This is a genomic window from Bacillus sp. GbtcB14 (assembly GCF_019091205.1).
GTDB lineage: Bacteria > Bacillota > Bacilli > Bacillales > Bacillaceae_G > Bacillus_A > Bacillus_A cereus_AG.
The window spans coordinates 400902-424930 of sequence record NZ_JAGXJT010000005.1 but is presented as its reverse complement, the minus strand read 5'-3'; the positions used below and the strand labels follow the sequence as shown (position 1 = coordinate 424930).

The following is a 24029-nucleotide window of genomic DNA, read 5'->3' as shown; positions in this document are numbered from 1 at the left end:
TTTTAGTAACCATACTTGGTCCCTTTTTTCTTTGTACATTATTATTTAGTTTATTAAATTGCAATTTCCTAATATTTTTATACAGCGTTAGAGAACGTCTATTATCAAATATTTTTATTTCAATAATGGTTCTTAGATTTTATATAAAAATGACAAAGAAAAACATCTAAAGATTCACTGTAATTATAATACTCTCATTTCATGGCCCTATATCTGTGCAGCAGGCTTTAATCAATCTCAATTACATCACCAAACTTAAAACATTCTTTTATTATGAAAAGCATCATCGGTACAAATAATTGTCTCATTTAATGGATTTATATCATGTGCTGTTATGTAATTTTTATATAGATAGCCATTTTTATAATATGTAAATGTAATTCTTCTCCTATATACCGAGGGATTGCTTTAAGTATTTCAAAAAATATTAAGCTAATTTTTCAATCGTATGTATGCCTTTTCGATTCATATTTCTTAGAGAACAAATATTAAAACAAGATTTTGAAAGAAAAATATTCAATCTCCAATTATACTTTTCTTATTATGAAAAGGAAGCTGTGAAAATGATTGTATTAAATGTATTTATCCTTTTCGGCAAGAAGACTCCGTCTGATGATGGCTAGTATTCATGATTTTGTAGCAACACCAATAAATTTAAAAAAGTATCATACTTAAGTTAATACAAAAAGGTCCTTAGACATAGCTAAGGACCTTTTTAATTAAATTTAACTACCAACTAACAATTCAGGGAATAAATAATGTAGTACATACATAGTTAAACGTCTAGACTTTCCTTTATACGGATATATATGCATGTACATTGATGGATTAAAGTTTGCCTCAATAATTCCATAAGCGTTTTTATTTGCTGCAGGGATTTCTGTGTTTTCAATAATCAAATCTATACCGCTAATATTAGCTCCAAGTGCAGCTACCGCATCTATAGCTAGTTCCTTATAATCATCGGGAATTTGATCTGTCACATCGATTGAATCTCCACCTGTACTGACATTAGAATTTTCTCGCAGAAATACAATTTCGCCACTTGTTGGAATTGAATTTTTTCGGTACCCTTGAGCTTTAAGCATTAAGAGCTCCAATTCACCTAATTGTATACTTTCTAAAGGTGTCCTATGGTCCATTCCTCTTAATGAATCCAAGTTTTTTTGAAGAACCAATTCTTCAATCGTATGTGTACCGTCCCCTACAACATTAGCAGGAATTCGTAATAAAACAGCATGAACCTTGTCATCTAGAACAAAAAATCGATATTCTGTTCCATAAACAAATTCTTCTATTAATACGGATGAGTCTTCTTTAAATGCTAATGTGAGTGCTTTTTGATAGTCTTCGTAACTTGTTCCGTCTTCTTTAAAGATAGATATTCCTAATCCATAATTTGTTGTTTTTGGTTTTACAACAAAAGGCTTTCTTGCAAATAAATTATAGGAACGTAAAGCTTTTTCTATATCGTTAAATTCCTCGCCTATCGGCACACGAAATCCATGTTGTTGAAGAATTTTCTTTGTTACTGTTTTATTTTCCATAATTAATGGTGATATATAACTATCTTTACTAGTCATATTCCCATTCTTCACATATTCAACATGACTTCCTAGCTTTAGTCTTAAAAATTGATCTTGTCGATCTAAAACGTCTACTTGTATTCCTTGTTGAATAGCATCAAACATTAAAATTTGTGTAGATAACTCCATGTCAGTAAATCCTGATAGCTGATACGGTTTATCCCATGATTTTTTATAATTTTCTTTAGCAATGCGGGAAGCTACCTGTCTTTGACTACTTTTTATAATCTCTTTATAAAGTCGTCCAGCTAAAGTCTTACTTGGATCTGTTAGCATTTCTCTTAAGTTAACAAATAATGTATTCGAAACCGTTATGTCTAACAACTCTGTTACATGTTCCATCTCATCAACAATACGCTCAGCATCTGTTTTAAATTGCGTATGTTCTAAAGGATGTTCAAGAGCCACTAAATTATTTTGAATATCACCGATTTTTACCCATTCATCATTGTGATCATCTTGGTCAATCCAGAGTAAATAGATGAGGAAAAGGTGCAGAAATTCTGCTTGTTCATGGCTAATTCCATATGTTTCAAAAGGATTTAAATCTAGGTTTCTTAATTCCATATAACGAATACCTTGATCATTTAAATCTGAGACTTTTGGGCCGCCCCTTAAACGGACAGATGCATAAAATTCTTTTTCCTCTAATAAAACCCCTTTACGCACTAACGAAGAAAGATCATATATATAGTTTTGTAAACTACTATAGGATACTTGAACATCGTTTTCATTGCTATAACCATATTTACTATTTCTAATGCTTCTTACGGCGCCATTTAAAGGATCTTTTTCAAAGAAATTCTTTTCACTACTAGGAGAAGCACCGAAGAAATACGTTATTAGCCATCGATAGTGTAAATAATTCCTTGTGACTTTCAAATAAATTTCTGTTTTAAATTGATGATAATCTTTTATTTCTGATTGTAATTCAAATAATGCCTGAATTAAATCATCGCTAAATTCAAAATTGAAATGAATACCACTAATCATTTGTTTTCGTCGACCATAAGAATTAGATAAATATCGGCGATATAAAACATTTTCATGATTATTAAGTTTCGCAATCATAATATCTTCTTCTTTTTCGGGCAACTGTGGTGGCATACTTAATGGCCAAAGCATTTCGTTAACGCCCATAGAACGATAGGCAACATCATGAATAGCTGCTAAATAATTAAATAAATCTTCTAGTGTCTCGGTAACAGGTGTGATTAGTTCCATCTGTGTTTCAGAGAAATCCCGCTGAATATAAGGATGGTCATCTCTTACTGAAATACTATTGGGATGTTCTGTTTTAGCTAAACTTCCTGATAGATCCACTCGTTGACTTTCTTTTTCAACGCCAAAACGTGCTTTTAATACATATGGTTTAATACGGTCATTGTGTAACATTTTTTTCATTTCCATATAAACGGTACCCCCCATCAACTCAAATATTCGATATAGAAATCGACAAAATTATAGCTATTTTTTACATTCAGCATTTGGATATTAATGGCCAAAGCATTTTATTCTTATCCACAGAAAGAGAAGGGATTTCGTGGATAGCTGCTAAGTTATTAATCATGTCTTCTACTGTTTTAGCATTAAACTGAATATATGAAATGGATTTAGACGTTTCAGTTAAACTCTCAACTAAGTCAACTTGGCGATTTTCCTTTTCAATTCCATAACGAGCTTTTAATAAGAATCGTTTAACACCGTAATTAAATAGCATTTTTTTAATACACATAAACTCTTCCCCCTCATTTAATTGTTTTACAGACGACAAAACACGACAAAATATAACAATCAAAAGTACCCACACCCCTACATGCGGATACTTTTGTTACTATATTTTGCTTGTAAATATGAATCATCTTAAATATTTCATATGGAAAGAGAAATGCTCATGTAAGAAAGTAGCAATAAAGAAGTAGCTATGATCATAGCCCTCCATTTTTTTATAAGTTACCATTTGACTATTTTTTTGAGCATTCTCTAAGAAAATATGCTCTACCAATTGTTTTGGATAAAACTCGTCTTGACTACCTTGCAGAATAAGAATAGGTGGAATCGTATCTTCTTTAATTAATTCTGAAGCATCCCATTGTTTCCAAGAATCTTTGTCTTCACCTAAATAAGAGGTGAAAGCATGTATTCCCCATGGAACTTGACTAGGGGTTAGGATTGGCGAAAAAGCAGAAATTGCTTTGAATCTCTTAGCGTTTTTTAAACCAATCATCAACGCCCCATGTCCTCCCATTGAATGTCCCATTATGCTTTCTTCACCTGAAAAATTAGGTACGATAGTTGCAGCAATGGATGTTAATTCATCTACTATATAGGAATACATTTTATAATGCTTTGCCCAAGGCTCCTCGGTAGCATTTACATAAAAACCTGCTCCTTGTCCAAGATCCCATGCTGCAACATCTGAAACGTGTTCTCCGCGTGGTGAAGTATCTGGCATGATTACTGCAACTTGATGCTTTTCAGCCAAACGTTGAAATCCACTTTTTTGACTAAAATTATCATCTGTACAAGTTAAACCAGATAACCACCATATAAGCGGGATTTTTTTCTTTTCTTTATTTGATGGTAAATAGATACTAAATTTCATATCACATTGCAAAACTTCTGAATAGTGACTATATTTACGTTGCTCTCCGCCGAAAGAACGATGTTGTTCAATACATGTAAGACTCATTTTCTCACTCTCCATAAGTTAAAATCGTACGAATGGATTCACCTTTGTGTAATAAATCAAATGCCTCATTGATATCTTTAAATTCTAAATGATGAGTAATAAATGAATCTAAATCAATATCACCCTGCATATAATTTGCAACCATTTCTGGAAGCTCTGATCTTCCTTTAACTCCACCAAAGGCTGATCCACGCCATACTCGGCCCGTTACTAATTGGAATGGACGAGTATGAATCTCTTTACCAGCACCAGCTACACCGATAATAATACTTTCGCCCCACCCTTTATGACATGCTTCAAGAGCGGACTTCATTACTTCAACATTACCAATACATTCAAAGCTATAATCCACGCCTCCATCTGTCATTTCGACTATAACTTCTTGAATTGGGCGATCATAATCTGCAGGGTTCACAAAATCAGTCGCTCCCATTTTTTTAGCTAGTTCCCATTTTTGAGGATTTAGATCAACTGCAATAATTCGGCTTGCTTTCGCTTGAACTAGTCCTTGAATAGCAGCTAATCCAATCGCTCCTAAACCAAATACAGCTGTCACAGCTCCTTCTTCAACTTTTGCAGTGTTGTGTACAGCACCAATACCTGTCGTTACACCACACCCTAATAAGGCAACTTTATCTAACGGAGCGTTTTCGTCGATTTTTGCTAAGTTAATTTCATTCACAACTGTATATTCACTGAATGTACTAGTTCCCATGTAATGATAAAGCGGTTCTCCGTTATAAGAGAATCGAGTTGTTCCATCAGGCATTAAGCCTTTACCTTGTGTTTCTCGTACAGCACTACATAGGTTTGTTTTACCAGAACGACAGAATTTACATTCTCCGCATTCAGGTGTATATAGTGGAATAACATGATCACCAGGTTTTACTGAAGTAACTTCATCACCTACTGAAACGACAACACCCGCACCTTCATGACCTAGTACAGCGGGGAATACTCCTTCTGGATCGTCACCTGATAATGTAAAAGCATCTGTATGACAGACGGATGTATATAGTATTTTAACTAATACCTCCTTTGCTTTTGGCTCTTCTACATCGATTTCTACGATTTGAAGTGGTTCTCCTGACTTAAATGCAACAGCAGCTCTACTTTTCAACTGAATCCCTACTTTCTTTTTCTATTGTTTACACCACTAAGATTACACTTTATAATTTTAATTACAATACTGACAAATTTGTCACTATAAACATTTTTTACGAAAGGAAGGTCAAAAATTTTGGTTATTCATTATAAGGACAAGGAATTTTTCACTGGAAAAGATTTAGCTTTATCTGTAATAGGAGGGCGTTGGAAAATAGCAATTATATGGTGTTTATTACAACGTTCACCTTTAAGATTAAGTGAAATACAAAAAAAACTTCCTGATGTGAATCAGCGCATGTTAATCAGACAATTAAGGGAGTTAGAAGAAGATAAAATAATTACTAGATGTGTATATCCTATAGTCCCCCCAAAGGTTGAGTATGAACTTAGTGAAGTAGGTCGTCGCCTAGAACGCGTAGTAACTGCCATCTGTGATTGGGGAGATGAATTTAGTGAATTTGTAGAAATGGACGCTAATCAAGCGCCCGCTGAATAAAGCTTAATGTAATTTCAAGTAAGTCTGTAAAAGTTAGGGGACAATGTATAAAAATATGTACATGAATAGTTCAAAAAAACCACGAAACGCTGGTATGAAGACGTTTCGTGGCTTTTAAATGTCACCAAATTTATAATTTCAATTCAATCGAGTAATGATCCGATACTATCTTTATGAATGTTAGTTTAAGTTTCCCTATTGAACCTGTAGCTACTGTTAGCCAATTCATACAAGAACGGATTTTCCTCTCCTTTATCCACCCACTAGAAAAAATTTAAATAACCTTACAACTCTTTTTAAGAAAAACTTAAGAAAATCTCCCATTATTCATAAGAATTTTTTTCTATACTGAATCATGTAAATGAACAAGAGGAGAAACGATCATGAAGAAATTTGTAATTTGCATCATAGGAATAGGTCTTCCTATATACTTACTACCTTTCATGTTACGCGGGGATTTAGACAAATTTAATCCGATTGCTGAAGAAAAAAATGTATACGCCGTTGCGAAGGGTTATGGTATTCCAGATTATCAGTATAAAGACCGGTCTATTTACTCACTAAAAGGTGTTGATGAATTAAGGAATGAGAAAGAATATATAGTAGGAACGAACACTCCTAATGATTTTATAAGAAAAACTTACTTGAGAATTCATGTAAAAGGAAAGTATGTGTATTCTTACGATATTATTTCTGAAGAGGATATTCCGGAGAAAGTAAGGGGGAAATTAAAAATAGTAGATAACTAAAAGAGCCTACTTGTATGAGTTGGCTCTTTCTTACCTCTCCCACCTACCATTGGGCTGGGGAAGGAGAATTCTTTCGGTAAATATATTATCCTTATTTTAGTAACCATTGTTCCATTACTTTCACTGTTTCATCTCGTTGTGCTTTTGCCGTAATTAAACTCGCATTATCACCCTTTTGCTCACCATACATGCCAAAATTAGCATGGTTTCCCCCTTTTATCATGTGCATAGTTGTATTCTTTGACATGAACTTTTTACTGTTCTCTATTTTTTCTACAGTTGCTAAAGCATCTACTTCGCCATAAATAGATAGCATCGGAATCGATTTCGTAGAGAAATCCTCTGCGGGATAAGAACCTAAGAAAATAATCCCTTCTACCTTTTCTTCATGTTGAAAGGCATACTTAGAAATCATGGCTCCTCCCATTGAATGCCCCGCAACATACCATTTTTGAACTTCAGGATACTTTTCAATTACACTGTCTACCTCATTTATTCCAAGTATCGCTAAGTTTAATGGTAACTTAGGCATTACTACAAAATGTCCGTCTTTTGCAAGAGCTTCTCCTAAGTAACTATAAGCCTCAACTTCTACTTTAGCTCCTTGATAAAAAATAACCCCTATTTTAGTCTCTTTCTCTCCAAAGACGATATTATCTTCATCTTTTTTATCATCCACTAACGACAAGGCCTCTTTCGTTGGTTTATAAGTAAACTGAGACCAAACAAAAAAAGTAATACTTCCCATAAGTAAAATACCTAATAAAGAGTACAGAACAATTTTCATCCACTTCTTCACATATATGCCCTCCCTAAGATGTGTATATTCTATACTTTAATTATTATTAATATGATTGTCGAATAATCTTAACTAATAAGTTTAGAAAAAATAATACGAGCCCTCAAATACCGTTTTACAATAAAATTTTATAAAGAAAAAGCCGATTTCTTTATCGTATAGAAAATCGACTTTAGTTTAGTTGTTAATTTAGTAATAGAAACCTTCTTTTCAAGATAATTCTGTTTATACTATAGACGTTGATCTTTCTGGAAATTTAGACGAAAATGATCCTCATCATTATATACCCCAAATTCATACCCTTGCTCTTTATAAAATTTTATAATTTCAGGAAGAGCTTGTAATGTTTGTGCCTTTTCATGCATTAGAACTACTTCCACATCTTCTGTTGTTGTACGCTTTACATTTTCTATAATTTGCTGTGGGTTTCCTTTTAATTTCCAATCATTTGAGTCTATTGTCCAATCCCAAACTTTTATTGCTGCTTCTACAATTTGATTACGAATTTCCTCACCCTTTAATCCTGGTGCAGATCCATATGGCGGACGAACTAGTTTAGGAGTTGTACCCGTAATGTTATGGATAAGAGCTAACGTTTCTTTCATCTCCGGTACGAATTGTCCTTTTTTGTATAGCTTATCACTATTATGTGTCATACTATGAGCACCAATATAATGTCCTTCTTTTACCGCTCGTTTTACGTTTTCCTGAAAACCTGTATTTTGTAAATTGCTACCTTGCATAAAAAATGTCGAGGCAACATTTTGCTCTTTTAGTACATCTAAAAATTCCCCAGTTAATTCGCTAGGACCATCATCGAATGTTAAATAAACAACTTTTCCTACCGGTTTTCCATCAGGTCTTTTCTGTTTTGTCGGTGGTGTTTCCTTTTTCTTTTCTTGTTGTTGCGTATTAACTTGTTTACTACTTTCATTAGCTACTCCCTTCACTGGGATAGAGTTCCATTTCCCAATTAAAAAGAATGTGAAAAAGGTCGTTGCTAAAACAACTCCTAAAGATATGATTGCCTTCGTTACTACACTTGTTTTTTTCTTACTTTGCGATTCTTTCATTATTTTTCGATCCTTTCCCTATTAATTTTCATATTCATTATTTATAAGGCTGAGCCTTTATTCGACTGAATCATTAGTTTCAACCGATGTTTACAATAAATAGATTAATAGAGATGGATAAAGATAAAATGCAGATAATGTCGATTTTGTTTAAAAATGATAAAAACCCCAATTTCTCTATATTAAAATCGAGAAATTGGGGTTTAGTCACTTAACAATAGTTTTTATTTAAAACAGATAACTAATTAATAATCCTGCCGATAATAAGAAGCCGAAAATCGTATTTGTCATCGCTGTTGATTTCATTGCGATGCGCATATATCCGGGATCCTTTGCTCCTTTTTGGAAACTTTGAATGGCAGAGATTGGCTTTCTCAAACCTAGGAACATAACTAATGCCCAAGGGCTTATATAACCCATCAATACAATTACAGCAATCCATAAATAAGCAATGAAAAAGGCTACAGCTAGTGTTACTATTGCTTTTTCTCTCCCAAGGAGGATTACTAATGTCTTTCTTCCACCTTTAATATCTTCTTCAATATCTCGGATATTATTTGACATGTTAATTGCACCGACTAAAATTCCAATTGGAATGGAAATCAATACACTTTCAATCGTTATCGTATTCGTTTGAATAAAGAAAGCAATGAGTACAAAACATGTCCCCATCAGTAATCCAGAAACTAATTCTCCAAACGGAGTGTACGCAATTGGTAATGGACCACCTGTATATAAATAGCCAACCGCCATCCCAATTAAACCAATGACGACTAGCCACCAGCTACTATTCATACAAATATAAATGCCAATAAATGCTGCTACTACATACAATAAAAGTGCAACTGTTAACACATTTTTTGGTTTCAATCCGTGACGGACAATTCCGCCACCGATGCCAACAGAATCAGCGGTATCTAATCCACGTTTGAAATCATAGTACTCATTAAATAAGTTCGTTGCTATTTGCAATGCTAAACATGCAACCATCATCGCAATAAATAAAAGCCAATGAATTTCTGTAACATACAGTGATGCTACTGTTCCTAAAATTACAGGAGAAAACGTCGCCGTTAATGTATGCGGGCGCGTCATCTTCCATATTAATTTAGCGGAACTAATTTCTTTTTCTGTCCCCATAACTCAGTTCAATCTCCCTACATTTAAGTATAAATGACTAGCAGTATCTTTCTATCTATTTCCTGCTTCACATCTATTATATCAAAAAATGAATTGGTGATAGAACTGTAATGCTTTTGCTTGCACCATAACTTTGCATCAAAATATCGTTTTTTCTAATAAGTGGTACAGCCGCATGCGCATCAACTTAAGAAAACAGATTCACCCCAAAACGAAAAAACGAGCTTAATTCTTATATATAAATGTCGAGAGATACAATTTTTGTTTTGGTGGTGCTTCAAAATATTAGCTTGATGGCGATGGGACTGACCCCCTAATACTTTATTTTAATAATGACCCTTTTCATGAAATAAAAATCAGTTATCAGTCTAAATCATTTTTTAGATCTAACAATAACAAGTGTGCTTCTTTACCTTTCAGATAGTCTCTATTATTCTAATTTCTTCATTTCTTCCAGCCATGCTATCTCCTTTTCTGAAACATTTTCTATTTTATACAGTTCATAGCTACCCTTTATCTCATTTATCACTACAAATTCAATTTCATTCCGAACATAGCTTTTAGTTTTTCCCTTTTTATAACCAATAACATTATCTAATATAGTTTCCCCACTATCTTTTTTATATAAATTATAGCTAACAGGTGGACGACCAATTACATACTTATTATCAGAAAATCCGACTATATCATCCCTTCCTAATCCTGTCGAAACACTCCAGACAAAAATAATCTGAAATATAGAAAAAACAACAATACCGCATAAGAACAAAAATAGAATTGATTTAAAAAATAACTTTAAAAGTATCCTGTCCAAAAACATTCCCTCCCATTTCATCTCGGGATAGCAAGAACAAAACGCGAATTTTGTACGCTAAGGAACCGAATTTTTTAGATTTTTGAACTCAATCCCCCGATAGTGCCATAAGAAAAAGAGTTACCGCAGTAACCCTATTGTTTATAATACACGTCACTAGGAAAAGCTATGGATGAATAAAGTCAATCTATTCAATTTCCCACAATCTTTTAATCTCCACCAATTCCTGTCCATTGAATTCCATTCTGTATATATCTGGTTTTGATGTCTGTAGTAAAAAATTCAGACCATACTTACTATCATAATACCCCATCATCAAAGTCATAACAGCTCCATGGGTTCCTAATACTACTCTCTGCCCTCGATAGGTGTTTAATAATTCTTTTAAGACTTTTATAGCACGTTTCTGACAGTCGACATTAGACTCTCCTCCCGTTAAAGCAAAGTCGGGGTCTAAAAATGACTTTTTTATCAAAGGAAATAATTCTTTATCTAACATTCGTTCCTCTTCAGCAATAAAAATTCTCTCTTTTAAGTCTTCAAACACTAAAACTTCTTGTCCTATTTGCTTCGCTAACTGCTGAACAGTTAGAATTGAACGATTGTATGGACTTGAGATAACAACATCGATTCCCTCACCTTGTAATATATCTGTTATTCGTTGAACATCTAATTTTCCTTTTTCGGTTAATCCTCTTGTTGCTTCTTTGCCAAACTTTGGTGAATCTCCATGTCTAACCATATATATGAAAGTTTTCATAATGACCTCCAGTTTTTTAGGTTTTTTTATTCCTTATATAGCTTATATTAATTAAAAAGAACTTTCCCAATGACCATAACTAATAATTACTATAAATCCTTCTGCATGCGATATCTTAAATACATTTCATTACAATTCCGTAAATGTAAATGTATTAAAATAAAAGAACACGTAAAATGGAGAGCTAAAAAAGCGAGTTCTGTTCTAGCTCTTTTTTCATCTTCTAATTAATAATTCGTTTGCATATTCACGAGCCCAATGATCGGCGTCTAATACTGTTTCCAAATCTGGATTTGCAATGCTATGATGAGCTTCAAGAGTAGAATAAATTGTTTTTTCAATATCAAAAAATGAAATTTTTTTTTGTAAATATAGCGCATTTGCAATTTCGTTCGCTGCATTTAAGACAGCAGGTGTTGTACCACCGATTTTTCCTGATTCATACGCATAATGTAAGCAAGGGAATTTTTTGAAATTTGGTTTTTCAAAATGTAGGCTAGCTATCTCTAATAGGTTTAATTTTTTATAGTCTGATTGTAATCTAGTTGGATAATGAAACGCATATTGAATCGGTATTCTCATATCAGGGGCACCGAGCTGTGCCATGATAGAGCCATCTATAAATTCAACTAAAGAATGAATAATACTTTCTTTATGAATTAAAACATCAATTTTCTCATAAGGGATATCAAATAACCAACGTGCTTCCATGATTTCAAAGCCTTTGTTCATTAAAGTAGCTGAATCAACGGTTAGTTTTGCTCCCATTAACCAGTTGGGATGCTTTAAGGCATCTTTAGCTTGTAAGATTTCCATTTCCTCACGCGTTTTATCTCGAAATGCACCGCCTGAAGCAGTAACAATAAGCCTCTCGATTTCTTGAGTATTTTCCCCATTTAAACATTGAAAAATGGCAGAGTGCTCACTGTCTACTGGAATTAAGCGGCAGCCGTTTCGTTTCGCTAAATCTGTCACAATATGCCCTGCCGCAACTAATGTTTCTTTGTTCGCAATTGCTATATCTTTTTTCACTTTTAATGCTTCAATTGTTGGAAGGAGACCAGAAACACCGACAACTGAAGATAATACAAGATTAGAATCAGGGTAAGTTGCAACTTCAATTAATCCATCTGTTCCATATGTGACTTTTGTGTCCTTCGAAATTCGCTTCCGAAGTGCATCTGCTAATTCTTTTGTGCTTACGCTTACAATTCGAGGGTGAAATGTATGTATTTGTTGTTCAAGAAGGTCAATATTGTGATTTGCTGTTAAACCAATAATTTTAAAATGTTCCGGATGAGAAGTGACTACATCTAATGCAGACGTACCAATTGAGCCAGTTGAACCAAGAATCGAAATATATTTTACCATGATAATTCCTCCAAAGTTGTATACTCCCTCTTTACACACCTATCCTACGATTCTATAGAAAGAATAGTGTATATTTCATTTTAGGCATTATACTATATTGAAATTTTATTCAATCTTTCCTGTGATTGACTATTAGTTCTAACAAACAGACCCTTATATAGGAAAAATGCCCCTATTATTACAATCATACCAATATAAACAGACATCATCGTAGGAATTAAGAATGCACCGACGATAATAGTCATTCTTGCAATTAGGTCCGCCCCAATATCTGATAGACTCGCAAAGGCTGAATATGATCCTCTCTTATCAGCCGGAATCATATTAGCTTGTTCTGCATTTCTAATTGGTGAGTAGACAAGTTCACCAACAGTAGCAATAAAGTTAAAAATAATTAGTACGTACCAGGTGTTTGCAGATGTAACTACCACATAACCTATCCCATAGAGCACAAGACCTAAAAGTAACGCTTTTTTTCCACTTAGATGTTCTGTAAATTTATTTACAATAAATGTTAAACATACTACTAAAAGCATATTTTGTATGTTAAGAATACTTAGCATCCTCACTCCTACTATTTCAAAGTTCCCAATGCTTATTGGATTGAATGTTTCTGAAAGTCGTACACCAATATAACTGTTTAACGAAAACTCTGCTGCAAATATGCAGGTAGACCCTATGACAACTCTTAAAAATGCTCTATCTTGAATAGCAATTTTATAATTTTGAATTAGATCAAGTACTATATTTCCCTGCCTTTTTTCTAAGCACTCATTAACTTCTGCAACTAGCCAAATTTTATAAGCAATCGGTACTGTAGCAGAAACACAAGTCAGTAGTATAAACAACTCTTGTTGGTGATTAATGTATAAAAAACCACCTAATGCTGCACCAATTGCCATAGAAAGATTCATAAGCCAATAGTCAATTGTATAGACAGCCTTTCGATTTTCCGGTGTAGTTGAGTCTATGATGATAGCTTGCATGGATGGTCTCCCAAGACTGCTAGTTATAATAAAACCTACATAAGCAATTGCAAATAACCAAATTATCTTATTTGTAGGAAATAGGCTTAAAGTCATAAATAAAAACATTAAAGTACTAGAAAAAGAAGTTAATAATAAGATTTTCTTTCGTTGAAATCGATCTGAAATGTAACCTCCAATTAAATTTGAAAAAAAACTTAAAGTAACCGTTAAGATTAAAAATAACCCGGCCCATACTTTATTTATTTCTTGAGCAAAAAACAATGCCATGAAAGGCATTACTGCTGATGTGACAGCACGATTAAAAAACGATGTAATTAAGCGTACTTTTATATTTTGCTCAAAATCTTTCCAATTCATCGTATCTCCTCCCCTTGTCTAATGTTATATTAAACTAGACTTATCAAATTAAAAATGGACACCTTCAGAAAAACATGTCCACTTATAAAAGGAGATAGGAAAATGGATAAAAATTTACTGAATCTATGGCAAACATTTTCTTCAGGAAATATAAAAATACAAGACCTAGCAGATTTTTTAAATTTAAGTACAAAGCAAACAGCACGTTACCTACATAAATGGATGGATGAAGGTTGGCTGACTTTCATTTCTGGAAAAGGTAGAGGAAAGCCCTCCTCTCTCCAATGGTTGAAAAATATAGAACAAATCTATGAGTCACATGTAATGGAAATTATGGACCAACAGCCTGTTGAAAAAAGTAGTAAATATTTACTATATAATTGGTCTCCAAACAGCAAACTACGCTTGATGACTAAGTTTCATTCAAAATTTGGCTATATACATAATTCAGATGATAAATTAATTATTCCTAGAAGAAAGCCCTTTTTAACAACACATCCGCTCGAGGCTGCCGATGTACATAGTGCACATATTGTCGCGAACGTTTTCAATCGACTTGTTTATATGGATGAAAAGGGGAACATATTACCTGAAATAGCTCACAGTTGGGATTTAACTCAATCTACGCTTAGACTATATTTAAAAAAGTCTATAAAATTTCATGATGGATCCATCTTAACAGCGTCTGATGTGAAACTATGTCTCTCAAAATTACGCAGTCATACATACTATAAAGATTTATGGGCACCCATAGAAAAAATAGAAGTTGTTTCACCATTAATTATTGATATACATTATCCAAAGGGGTGTAGTTATTGTTTACAAATGTTATGCATGATAAATACAAGCATTTATAAAGAAAATAACGGTCAAATCATAGGAACTGGTGGTTTTTATATAGGAGAGAATAACCTGGAGAAAACATCATTAATAGCATTTCATGATTATTTTCAAGAAAGACCTTTGCTAGATATAGTAGAATTCATTCAGGTCCCCCTAGAATTTGATACTATTTATCAATCTTCCAAACACCATAAATGTAATTCTACCTTTCAAGTAGAAAGGAATTCAGGTTTTGGCGTTATAATTATGAATGCTTGGCGCGATTCTTCCATTCAGCACATAGAAGTTCGTAATTACTTACATTCGATTATCGCTAACAATATAAATCATATTCATGAATATGATTCTCAAAAAAAACCAAATATTAAAAGCTGTTTGAAAGACATAGATCATCAATTCAATATTCCAAAAAGAAAACGTCCCGAATTTAAAGAACCACTTATTATAAAAGCTACTCAGTATACAGAAGCGACAACAAAATGGTTAATGAATATCTTAGAAAAAGAAAATATACCTTTTCAAGTTAAATGGGTTCCATTTGAAAACTATCTTAAGGATGAAAAACTTAATGAACAAGTTGATCTTTTTATTCATGGTGAAGTATTCGAGATGAACCAAGAGATATCATTTTATTATTTTTTAACAGCTAGATATTCACCATTGGCTAAAGTCTTAAAAACAAATGAATCACTAAGAAAGCAACTATCTAAGTACAAGCATACACATTTTGAAAAGTGGGCTTTATTAAATAAGAATCTTGAAAAAGAACTGATAGAATCCTCTATCATGATTCCCTTATACTATGATACACGTCAAATTCCTTTTTCATCAGATTTAACGAATATTAAGATGAAATATTTTGGTTATGTGGATTTTTCTCAACTTTGGATAAGACCTTTAATTTAAAATTCACAAGAAACCTAATCCACTTGTAATAATTATCCCCCTAAAAAATTTCCTAATGCCAAAGGTAAATTTTTTAGAAATACAGATACATCGCTATCAGTTCAATTAAACTGATATCCTAGAGTCACCAAATAAAAAATAAATAACATTATCTTCATTTTTTCGGTATTTTGAAGAACTCACAAAACAAAATTATTATCTCTATTTACAAGGAACTGGCTATGACAACTACATTAAGTTTTTCAAGAGAAAATCCGTTGCTCACATTCGAACAACGGACCTTCTTTATATGAACCAATTTAAAATATCCTCAGCAATCTCTTCTGGTCTATCCCAATGCATTAGATGTCCTGTATCTTTGTAAAGCTTAGTCGTAATATCAATATGCTTCTTAAATTCCGCAATCTGCAATTCTCTTATTTCTAAATAATTATCGGGAAGATCACAATACAACAATAAAATATCGCTTTTAATTTTATAAGATTTCAATGTTTTATACACCGTATATTGAAACTTAATTACACCTCTAGCGGTATCGCCATTAGCATGCCATTTCATTAGACTATCTTCTTCTCGCATTAAGTCATAAACCGCACGTTCTATTAATGGTGACCATCTGCTGTAAACCATTTTTTCTGATTGGATGAATGCTTCTTTACTGTCAAAAATATATTCATCAAAATCGTTTTCATAATGAGTGATTTCTTCCTCTAATGATCGCGGTGGACACTCTCCTTCTTTCGCATCTTTATATAGCTTCGCAAAATAATCCGCATTCATTTTACCATGATGATAACCACCATCTAACAATACCATTTTATTCACTTTTTCTGGACGCTCTGCTGCATAGTGAAGCGCAACACTTGCGCCCCATGAATGTGCTAATATATGAAATGTTTCGTTTCCTATGTGCTCAAGTAATGCTACTACCCAGTTTGTTAAATGGAATGCAACGTAATCTTTATCCTTCTCAAAACTTGGTGTTTTCCCATGTCCAGGTAGATCAAACGATACAATATGATAGTTATCTTTTAAAAGTTCCGCTATTTCAATAAAGTGAAACTTTAATCAGTGGGGGTTTTCTTCATCCCCCACTGATTATTAGTTGAACCAATCGGACTTTTATGGGCAGTTGATCCCCCACCTAACTTCTTTGCTTTCGCTGAATTTTGAGGTGGGGGTCTTACTGCCCATTAAAGTGGGATAAAACTTAATTTTGTACTTCCTAAACCATGAAAACAAATGATTTGAGGATTACTTTTATCTCCCCATTCACAAACACTTGCTTCATATTCGCCAAATTCTACAAAAAAGTGATTCATTTTAATCTCCTCTAATTATCAGATATAAATTAGTTTGAATGCGAAATTATTTTTTCAGAATAAATAAATTCAACAAAATTATCCAAATCCCTTTTTCCTAAATGATTTTTATAGAATACGAGGGTTAACTCTCTTTGAAAACACCCAACACGTATCATTTCAGTTAATGGTTAGACTACATCTTCACGCTCATGAAATTAATATAGTTTAATAATTGTAATACACGTCTATCATATGTGTGATGTTTCAAAGTTCTATCCAGCCCATTTTTTGCTATTTGTTTTCTTTCTTGTACATGTTCCAAATAATACTCCGCTTTTTGTATAAACTCCGGTGCACTATTAAAAGTTTCTATTTCAACGCCTGGTATGTAATGCTTTGATATATCTGGACGTATATCAGTTAATTGAAAAGAACCTACGGCATTAATTTCAAACGTCCTATTATTTACTGAATATGCTTGGATATTTGCAGCGTTACAATTCAATTCCTGATCACTTGGTGAACGATGTAAATTTATATTGATTTTAGTAGATACATAAAACTGTAACGCATCTTCATACTTTGCAAGTGGCAAGAGTTGTATTTTACCCTTTAATCTTTCATAATTCTTTAACTTCTCCCAACCAAACCCTACAATTTTTATGTTCTTTTCTGCTAAATACTCTGCAATCGAATCAACAAAATTAATTCGATTTTCAAATGCGGTGCCTATAAAACTAAGATCATACTTATATGTATCTTCTTTAAGAGAAGATTTAAGCACATCTTGATTTGCTGCTAAAGGGAGATGAAACACATTCTTACATCCTATCCCCCTATAAAACTTGATACAATTTAAATCTTGCGTAAATATGTAATCATAATACGGAACGAGATTTCGTGTTACATCCGTATAATACGGATCATCTGTCAACCAAAGTCCAGTAATAAAACCTGCATTCTTTAGAACTGGCATAACACTATTAAATTCTCCGCTTAAACCACTTAGTACCAAAATAAAATCTGGTTTCACTTTTAACGCTGTTTTTATAGCTTCTTCTGGATTCACCATAATTGTATTGCTGTTTATCTTTTGTAAACTATTCAAAATTGCTTCTTCAATCATTGGGTAATAAAAAGGAATTCCTGATTGAATAAATAAAATTTTCTTAGGAGTATTGTCTTTCATGTCATGCCCCCTATTTCTCCATAATCAAAGTGCAGGAAAATTAGCAGTCTTTATTCATTTTTATGACATCTTACTTTACATGTATAAGCAACGTTTATGTCCATTATGTTGAACTCCCCTCATTTCACGGACTAATGAGATTTTTGAAGGTGCTGCTTCTTGTAATATTGTTTCATCTTCTTTAGAATCTGTTACGAAACGAATATAACTAAGGTATATTCAGCCAAATTATTAATAAAACATAATACATAAAAGAAAGAGCCAATTCACATGAGTTGGCTCTTTCTTACCTTATAAAACTTCAATAGTTACACTAGCTAGATTTTATTTTTGTAACCCATTAATAATTGTATCTGTATTCCATTTCATCATTTTCAAGTAAGTATCTCCATCCTCACCTGATTTCCCTAATGAGTCTGTAAAAATTGTCCCTGCAATCGGCACGTTTGTTTCTTTTGAAACAGTTTCCATGCTACGTCGATCTACACTTGTTTCTACAAATAATGCTGGCACTTTGTTTGTTTGAATTAAACTTACAACATCTCTAATTTGATCTGGAGTACCTTGATTTTCTGAGTTAATTTCCCAAATGTATCCCGTCTTAATGTCATACGCTTTTCCAAAGTATTTAAAAGCACCTTCACTAGAGATTAAGAAACGTTTTCCCTCATGTATTTGATGAATTCTATTCACTGTCTCATCATGTAACTTTTGAAGTTCTGCTACATACTTGTCGGCATTTTTAGTATAGAACTCTTTATTTTTAGGATTTTCTTTAATTAATGCCTTTTTCACATTTTCAGCATATAAAATACCATTTTTAATATTCATCCATGCATGTGGATCTGGTTCTTTTTCTAATCCCTTAGTTTCTAAATAAATAGCCTCGACACCTTCACTTACTTTATAAACAGGTGCGTCTTTTTCTGATTTATTTGCCGTTTTTAGTAACTTTTCAAACCATGCTCCACCTTCTTCAAGGTTTAACCCATTGTAAAACACCATATCCGCATCTGTCATTTTCATAACATCTTTTGGTAGTGGATCATATTCATGCGGGTTAGCTCCAATCGGAACAAGACTATGAATCTCGACTTTATCCCCGCCAATTTGCTTCACCATATCATATATAATGGAGTATGTAGTTACAACTTTTAATTTCCCATTTTTCTCTTCTTTTCCATTTGTGTTACTAGAACACGCTGTTAATGCAAATACGAAAATACAAAGTATTGAAAGTATAACATTTTTAAATTTCATTTTTATCCTCCAATCAATTATGACAACTCTGCTCTATTTTTTCTAATTTTGATAGCTCTCCAAAACAAACCTTGTGACGGCGAGAAAAAGAATGCCAATGCGAACAAGAATGTTGCAACAAGAACAATTGTCGCACCTGAAGCAAGATTATAAGAGAAACTAAAGTATAGCCCTACTACAGATGAAAGTGCACCAATGACTGCAGCTAAATAAATCATGACCCATAAACGATTTGTTAATAAATACGCTGTAGCCGCTGGTGTAATAAGCATCGCGACAACTAGAATAATCCCTACAGTTTGAAGTGAAGCGACTGTAACCATTGTAAGAAGAATCATTAAGCCATAATGAATCCATTTGTTCGGTAATCCGTAACTTTGCGCCATCGTTGGATCAAAAGTGGATACGAGTAATTCTTTGTAAAACAACATTACAAGCCCGATAATGACCACTCCGATAATAAGTGTCATCCACATATCTGAAGAACGAACTGATAGGACGTTCCCGAATAAAATATGATACAAATCTGAACTACTCTTCATAAAAGTAATTAAAATAATCCCTACAGCAAATACAGAAGTGAACATAATCCCTATCGCCATATCATGTTTGATTCGACTGTTCTGACTTACAAACCCAATTCCAACCGCAGTAATCACACCAGTTAAAACAGCCCCTATAAAATAGTTCATACCAATCATATAAGAAAGCGCTACTCCTGGAAGAACAGCATGTGAAATCGCATCACCCATCAATGCCATACCTCGTAAAATAATAAAACATCCAATGACACCACAAATAATCCCTACCATAACGGAAGTTAATAACGCTTTCTGCAGAAAACTGTACTGCGTTAATGCATCTATAAATTCTACAATTTTCATGATGAATGTACCTCCGCTGCATGATTAAACAATATTCCTTGATTCACATATGCTTTTGACATAACAGTTGGTTCTAATACTTGTCGTACTTCTCCGTAATGAATTAAGCTTTTATTTAGTAATAGTAATTTATCAAAATACGATTCTGCTTTACTTAAATCATGATGAACAACGACAATCGTTTTTCCTTCTTTACGTAACTCCCTAAGAATTTTAATAATGGTTTCTTCACTTGTTACATCTATTCCAACAAACGGTTCATCTAAGAAAAATATTTCCGCCTTTTGCGCTAAAGCTCTCGCCAAAAAGACACGTTGCTGTTGCCCGCCTGAAAGCTCACCAATTTGACGATTTTTAAACTCTTCCATTCCGACTTTCTTTAGACATTCAAATGCCCAATCCCGCTCCCCTTTCTTCGGTCTTTTCATCATCCCTAAAGATGGATATGTTCCAATTAGCACGACATCTAAAACTGTAATCGGGAAATCCCAATCTATATCACTTCTTTGTGGTACATATGCGACACTCTTTCTAACGCTTCGAATACCCTCTCCAAGAATTTGAACATATCCCTTATCGTTCGGAATTAAATCTAATACAGCTTTCATTAAAGTAGATTTCCCCGCTCCATTTGGACCAATAATTCCAACGAGTTTTCCTTTTTCAATTTCAAATGAAACATTTTGAACTACTTGATTTCCTTGATAGGATACAAACAAATCTTTGACAATTATAGCCTTATCCATTTTTTGTGTATTCCCCCTTCTTTTTTTCGTTTATGTAATATTTTTGCCTAAAGGCAACTTTTAAACAAAAAAATATAATGTGAATTTAATTCACGAAAAAGTTTCCCTTGGTAAACTTTTTTATATGAGTCAAATTATATAAGCTAGATACAAATTTGTAAACTAATTTTTACGAATTTATGAATATATAATAAAAATCATTATCATTATGAAACAAAATACATGATCCATTCTATGACCTTTCAAAAAGGATATTACTGTAAAAAATTAGCAATATAGTATATAAACGAAAGAGCCTACTCGTATGAGTTAGCTCTTTCTCTTTTCCAATATCTAATACGCTCTACAGCAAAAAATATGATTACGGTTAAATTACTTCCAAACAACACCCCGCCGCTCATATTCCATTCTATATTCAACAGCAGCTGCAATTTTAGAACTTGCGAACTTTTCCGTAATCCAAAGTCCCAAATCAACCCCTGAAGTGACTCCTCTTGCAGTGATAACATCGCCTTGATCCACAATTCTGTAATGAAGAATCTCCGCCCCATATTCACTCATTTCATTCTGCGCCAAATGGTGCATCGTCGCTTTTTTACCATTCAATATACCGGATGCAGCTAGTAGCATACCTCCTGTACAAACTCCAGCAACAATCGTTCCTTCATTGTGCATCGCTCTAATCATTTTGGTCAAAGTACCTATCTCTGCTTGCTTTCGTGCCCCGTGTTCAGCTTTATGATTCCAGCCACCACCAGGTACAATTAACAAATCTGGGCGATTATCCATTCGTAAAAAATCATGTAGTGTAACCGTCACTCCAAAAGAAGTAGTAACCTCTTGTTTTGGTTCACTTGATACGAGTTCAACTGTAAATGGAGCTCCTTCGTCTATTGCTCTTTTCAGTACTTCAAAAGGTGCAAAGGAAACAAGTTCTCCAAAACCGTCAAACAATACAATTTGTATTTTCATTTTTTGAACACCTCATATGGTTTCTTTTTGAATCCCAAATTAGGAGAATACATGTTATGTACAAATTAATAATGAAGATAGTCTTTCTCCTCTTACTCTATAAACTTCCAAATGTTTTTCCAATTCCCTCTCATCACTTATTACACTTAGCGTTTTCTTCACAAAATTCCAATTCAAACTACCGGATAGCCATAGTAATGAGGACAGTCTTTTATAATCATTTGAAGTTACAATATTACTAGCCTTATATCCTTCTAATAATGCACTAGCAACACTTGAACTGACTTCATGTGATTGTATTCCTTCTGTTCGAGAATACCACTTTAGTAAAAAGGCTAGCCCCTCAATACGATCAACATATCCAATCGATTCAAAATCTACAATTCCTTTTACCTGTTGACTTGAGTCCCATAAAACATTCAAAGGATTTAAGTCTGTTTGTACAATAAACTCTAATTCATTCGTATATGCGCACTCTATATGATATGTAGCAAGATCTATATACTCCCGTAATTCTTTACATGCGCTTGCCTTACTTTCTAACATATGAATAAACTGGGCATACCCATCCAAATGAGATTTTCTTTGAAAAATTGAGCTTTGAAACGTACGAGAAATATCATGAATCTTTCTTGCCTTCTTTCCAAAGGTTTTTGCAATAGCTTCTGTACAATGTGTAATATGCTCTCCTTCAATCCAATTAGACAATACAAATCGGTACTGTTCATCATTCCAAGTGACAAATGTAAATGACTCTCCTGCCCGATTCTTGTTCATCTGCATAAAAGGAATCCCATGCTTGCGTAAATAATACGTATACCGTACTTGCTCTTTCAATTGTTCGTTTGATAACGTCCCAAAGGCCGGATTGATTGTTCGATCGCTATTTATAAACCGTGCGGAATATCGCTTTCCATTCACCATAATTTTATAGTGTAAATCAGTATTCCAACTGTTCTTATGTAATTCTTCTTCTACTACTAATGTATGAATTTCTTTAAAATAATTTATTACTACGTCTTTTATTATGTGTTTCATCCTATTCTCCTTACATGTAAAAACTTTTGATGATAGGTTTGTAACATACACTTAATTTACTCAAAAGGAAAATAATACCCTACATAATTAAACACATTTGTAAAACCTACATTTTCTACAACGGCCACAGAAGGCCTATTTATTTCCATGCAGTCCCAATATGGAATGATATTATTCTCCAAACACTCTTTTACGAAACTATGAGCTATCGTTTGCGCTAATTTTCTCCCTTGGTGACCTTCTATCGTTTCAATATCTATGCAATGTATATTTTCAAAAACGAACCCTGAAAAACATACACTTACAATCAGGTTGTCAAAAACTATACAATAGCCTATTCCCTCATTAAAAAATTCATCAAGCGAGGACCAAAACTCTAAAATTTTTGATTGTAAAAATTCAATATTCTTCAATACATTCCCCTGATTTTCATAGAGAGCTTTACTCATTTTTATCACTGTATACCCTTGTTCAATTTTAGGTTCATAATTACCCTCATAATCCTCTTCCTTTAGCGTATACACCCTTTGATTCCAACTCTTTAATTTACGATATCGAAATATTTTTTCGATTGTTTTATTCCACTTTGAATGATTACCAATTGCTTCAAAGCAATCTAGTCCAGCCTTTCTCGCCTCAGGTTCTATCACATTATCAATAAAACTATTCATTTCATTATTAAACTTTTCATTTTCTGCACTTCCTATAAAAAAGAAGCCATCATTATTCCCTAACCAGATAAGTCCTGAATTAGGAGAATAGATGTTATCTACAAATATACGACCAGGGTTCACCCCTGCAATTACAGCCTTTACTTCTAATTGCCCTTTTTCATTTACTAAACCGTTACATTTATAAAAATCATTCATGTTTAATTCAGAAATCATATGTTAAACCACCTTCCTGAAACCGCTCTATTCTAACTTTACCACCATGACAGAATATTCTCTATTC

At 33.3% G+C, this 24029-nt stretch carries 21 protein-coding genes and 3 pseudogenes; 3 read left to right on the top strand and 21 right to left on the bottom strand.

Going from position 1 to position 24029, the window contains the following annotated elements; all coding sequences use genetic code 11:
- Positions 1-227 precede the first annotated feature (227 nt).
- The 5 genes and pseudogenes from KVT31_RS30320 to KVT31_RS17780 all read right to left on the bottom strand — a co-directional run.
- Positions 228-381, bottom strand: a pseudogene (locus KVT31_RS30320) (YolD-like family protein); the annotation flags it as partial.
- Positions 382-725: 344 nt separating this feature from the next.
- On the bottom strand, positions 726-2996 hold the full coding sequence (gshAB, locus tag KVT31_RS17795; protein WP_088096895.1) for a bifunctional glutamate--cysteine ligase GshA/glutathione synthetase GshB: 2271 nt from the start codon (positions 2994-2996) through the stop codon (positions 726-728).
- A 70-nt stretch (positions 2997-3066) separates the two neighbouring features.
- Positions 3067-3321 carry a UDP-N-acetylmuramoylalanyl-D-glutamate--2,6-diaminopimelate ligase gene (locus KVT31_RS17790; protein WP_088096896.1) on the bottom strand — a complete coding sequence of 85 codons (255 nt, stop codon included), beginning with the start codon at positions 3319-3321 and terminating at the stop codon, positions 3067-3069.
- Positions 3322-3444: 123 nt separating this feature from the next.
- On the bottom strand, positions 3445-4278 hold the full coding sequence (fghA, locus tag KVT31_RS17785; protein WP_088096897.1) for an S-formylglutathione hydrolase: 834 nt from the start codon (positions 4276-4278) through the stop codon (positions 3445-3447).
- Between the two features lie 4 nt (positions 4279-4282).
- A complete protein-coding gene (locus tag KVT31_RS17780; protein ID WP_088096898.1) occupies positions 4283-5398 on the bottom strand; it encodes an S-(hydroxymethyl)glutathione dehydrogenase/class III alcohol dehydrogenase in 1116 nt (371 codons plus the stop codon).
- 120 nt (positions 5399-5518) lie between these two features.
- On the opposite strand from KVT31_RS17780, the gene KVT31_RS17775 reads away from it, so the two are divergent.
- Together KVT31_RS17775 and KVT31_RS17770 are read left to right on the top strand one after the other, a co-directional pair.
- Positions 5519-5881, top strand: a complete 363-nt coding sequence (locus KVT31_RS17775; protein WP_088096899.1) for a winged helix-turn-helix transcriptional regulator — start codon at positions 5519-5521, stop codon at positions 5879-5881.
- Between the two features lie 383 nt (positions 5882-6264).
- Entirely contained in the window at positions 6265-6630 is a 366-nt protein-coding gene (locus tag KVT31_RS17770) for a YxeA family protein (protein WP_088096900.1), read from the top strand.
- A gap of 91 nt (positions 6631-6721) precedes the next feature.
- Here the strand turns inward: KVT31_RS17770 and KVT31_RS17765 are convergent, their stop codons facing one another.
- From KVT31_RS17765 to KVT31_RS17735, 7 genes are all read right to left on the bottom strand, one after another.
- A complete protein-coding gene (locus KVT31_RS17765) occupies positions 6722-7429 on the bottom strand; it encodes an alpha/beta hydrolase (protein WP_088096901.1) in 708 nt (235 codons plus the stop codon).
- 230 nt (positions 7430-7659) lie between these two features.
- Positions 7660-8502, bottom strand: a complete 843-nt coding sequence (locus KVT31_RS17760; protein WP_088096902.1) for a polysaccharide deacetylase family protein — start codon at positions 8500-8502, stop codon at positions 7660-7662.
- Positions 8503-8730: 228 nt separating this feature from the next.
- Entirely contained in the window at positions 8731-9642 is a 912-nt protein-coding gene (gene menA, locus KVT31_RS17755; RefSeq protein ID WP_088096903.1) for a 1,4-dihydroxy-2-naphthoate polyprenyltransferase, read from the bottom strand.
- Positions 9643-10072: 430 nt separating this feature from the next.
- The gene (locus KVT31_RS17750; RefSeq protein ID WP_140392486.1) at positions 10073-10456 is read right to left on the bottom strand and encodes a hypothetical protein; all 384 of its coding nucleotides are present in this window, start codon (positions 10454-10456) and stop codon (positions 10073-10075) included.
- 187 nt (positions 10457-10643) lie between these two features.
- A complete protein-coding gene (locus KVT31_RS17745; protein WP_088096905.1) occupies positions 10644-11216 on the bottom strand; it encodes a histidine phosphatase family protein in 573 nt (190 codons plus the stop codon).
- Positions 11217-11432: 216 nt separating this feature from the next.
- Positions 11433-12587 (bottom strand): 1-deoxy-D-xylulose-5-phosphate reductoisomerase, encoded by a 1155-nt coding sequence (locus KVT31_RS17740; RefSeq protein WP_088096906.1) that lies wholly within the window; start codon positions 12585-12587, stop codon positions 11433-11435.
- A 92-nt stretch (positions 12588-12679) separates the two neighbouring features.
- Positions 12680-13933, bottom strand: coding sequence for an MDR family MFS transporter (locus KVT31_RS17735; protein ID WP_088096907.1), 1254 nt, complete (start codon positions 13931-13933; stop codon positions 12680-12682).
- 102 nt (positions 13934-14035) lie between these two features.
- Between KVT31_RS17735 and KVT31_RS17730 the strand changes: the two genes are divergently transcribed.
- Positions 14036-15682 carry an ABC transporter substrate-binding protein gene (locus tag KVT31_RS17730; protein ID WP_088096908.1) on the top strand — a complete coding sequence of 549 codons (1647 nt, stop codon included), beginning with the start codon at positions 14036-14038 and terminating at the stop codon, positions 15680-15682.
- A gap of 285 nt (positions 15683-15967) precedes the next feature.
- On the opposite strand, the pseudogene KVT31_RS17725 reads toward KVT31_RS17730, so the two are convergent.
- From KVT31_RS17725 to KVT31_RS17685, 9 genes and pseudogenes are all read right to left on the bottom strand, one after another.
- Positions 15968-16747 (bottom strand): annotated as a pseudogene (locus KVT31_RS17725) (alpha/beta fold hydrolase); the annotation flags it as partial.
- Between the two features lie 152 nt (positions 16748-16899).
- Positions 16900-17004, bottom strand: a pseudogene (locus KVT31_RS17720) (alpha/beta hydrolase); the annotation flags it as partial.
- Between the two features lie 175 nt (positions 17005-17179).
- A complete protein-coding gene (locus tag KVT31_RS17715) occupies positions 17180-18175 on the bottom strand; it encodes a CgeB family protein (RefSeq protein ID WP_088096909.1) in 996 nt (331 codons plus the stop codon).
- A gap of 324 nt (positions 18176-18499) precedes the next feature.
- Positions 18500-19435, bottom strand: a complete 936-nt coding sequence (gene mntA / locus KVT31_RS17710; RefSeq protein ID WP_088096910.1) for a manganese ABC transporter substrate-binding protein/adhesin MntA — start codon at positions 19433-19435, stop codon at positions 18500-18502.
- A gap of 17 nt (positions 19436-19452) precedes the next feature.
- Positions 19453-20319: a metal ABC transporter permease gene (locus KVT31_RS17705; RefSeq protein WP_088096911.1), complete on the bottom strand. Its 867-nt coding sequence runs from the start codon at positions 20317-20319 to the stop codon at positions 19453-19455.
- Entirely contained in the window at positions 20316-21065 is a 750-nt protein-coding gene (locus KVT31_RS17700; RefSeq protein WP_088096912.1) for a metal ABC transporter ATP-binding protein, read from the bottom strand. The genes KVT31_RS17705 and KVT31_RS17700 overlap by 4 nt, the downstream gene beginning before the upstream one ends.
- Positions 21066-21437: 372 nt before the next feature.
- Entirely contained in the window at positions 21438-22037 is a 600-nt protein-coding gene (locus tag KVT31_RS17695; RefSeq protein WP_088096913.1) for a DJ-1/PfpI family protein, read from the bottom strand.
- A gap of 54 nt (positions 22038-22091) precedes the next feature.
- Positions 22092-23075, bottom strand: a complete 984-nt coding sequence (locus KVT31_RS17690; RefSeq protein WP_140392487.1) for a phosphotransferase — start codon at positions 23073-23075, stop codon at positions 22092-22094.
- 56 nt (positions 23076-23131) lie between these two features.
- Positions 23132-23962, bottom strand: coding sequence for a GNAT family N-acetyltransferase (locus KVT31_RS17685; protein WP_088096914.1), 831 nt, complete (start codon positions 23960-23962; stop codon positions 23132-23134).
- Positions 23963-24029: the final 67 nt, after the last annotated feature.

Excerpts from the sequence above, each read along its gene's own strand:
- gshAB (WP_088096895.1), bottom strand. The coding sequence starts at position 2,996 with ATGGAAATGAAAAAAATGTTACACAATGACCGTATTAAACCATATGTA.
- KVT31_RS17790 (WP_088096896.1), bottom strand. The coding sequence starts at position 3,321 with ATGTGTATTAAAAAAATGCTATTTAATTACGGTGTTAAACGATTCTTA.
- fghA (WP_088096897.1), bottom strand. The coding sequence starts at position 4,278 with ATGAGTCTTACATGTATTGAACAACATCGTTCTTTCGGCGGAGAGCAA.
- KVT31_RS17770 (WP_088096900.1), top strand. The coding sequence starts at position 6,265 with ATGAAGAAATTTGTAATTTGCATCATAGGAATAGGTCTTCCTATATAC.
- KVT31_RS17760 (WP_088096902.1), bottom strand. The coding sequence starts at position 8,502 with ATGAAAGAATCGCAAAGTAAGAAAAAAACAAGTGTAGTAACGAAGGCA.
- menA (WP_088096903.1), bottom strand. The coding sequence starts at position 9,642 with ATGGGGACAGAAAAAGAAATTAGTTCCGCTAAATTAATATGGAAGATG.
- KVT31_RS17745 (WP_088096905.1), bottom strand. The coding sequence starts at position 11,216 with ATGAAAACTTTCATATATATGGTTAGACATGGAGATTCACCAAAGTTT.
- KVT31_RS17740 (WP_088096906.1), bottom strand. The coding sequence starts at position 12,587 with ATGGTAAAATATATTTCGATTCTTGGTTCAACTGGCTCAATTGGTACG.
- KVT31_RS17735 (WP_088096907.1), bottom strand. The coding sequence starts at position 13,933 with ATGAATTGGAAAGATTTTGAGCAAAATATAAAAGTACGCTTAATTACA.
- KVT31_RS17730 (WP_088096908.1), top strand. The coding sequence starts at position 14,036 with ATGGATAAAAATTTACTGAATCTATGGCAAACATTTTCTTCAGGAAAT.
- KVT31_RS17715 (WP_088096909.1), bottom strand. The coding sequence starts at position 18,175 with ATGAAAGACAATACTCCTAAGAAAATTTTATTTATTCAATCAGGAATT.
- mntA (WP_088096910.1), bottom strand. The coding sequence starts at position 19,435 with ATGAAATTTAAAAATGTTATACTTTCAATACTTTGTATTTTCGTATTT.
- KVT31_RS17705 (WP_088096911.1), bottom strand. The coding sequence starts at position 20,319 with ATGAAAATTGTAGAATTTATAGATGCATTAACGCAGTACAGTTTTCTG.
- KVT31_RS17700 (WP_088096912.1), bottom strand. The coding sequence starts at position 21,065 with ATGGATAAGGCTATAATTGTCAAAGATTTGTTTGTATCCTATCAAGGA.
- KVT31_RS17695 (WP_088096913.1), bottom strand. The coding sequence starts at position 22,037 with ATGAAAATACAAATTGTATTGTTTGACGGTTTTGGAGAACTTGTTTCC.
- KVT31_RS17690 (WP_140392487.1), bottom strand. The coding sequence starts at position 23,075 with ATGAAACACATAATAAAAGACGTAGTAATAAATTATTTTAAAGAAATT.
- KVT31_RS17685 (WP_088096914.1), bottom strand. The coding sequence starts at position 23,962 with ATGATTTCTGAATTAAACATGAATGATTTTTATAAATGTAACGGTTTA.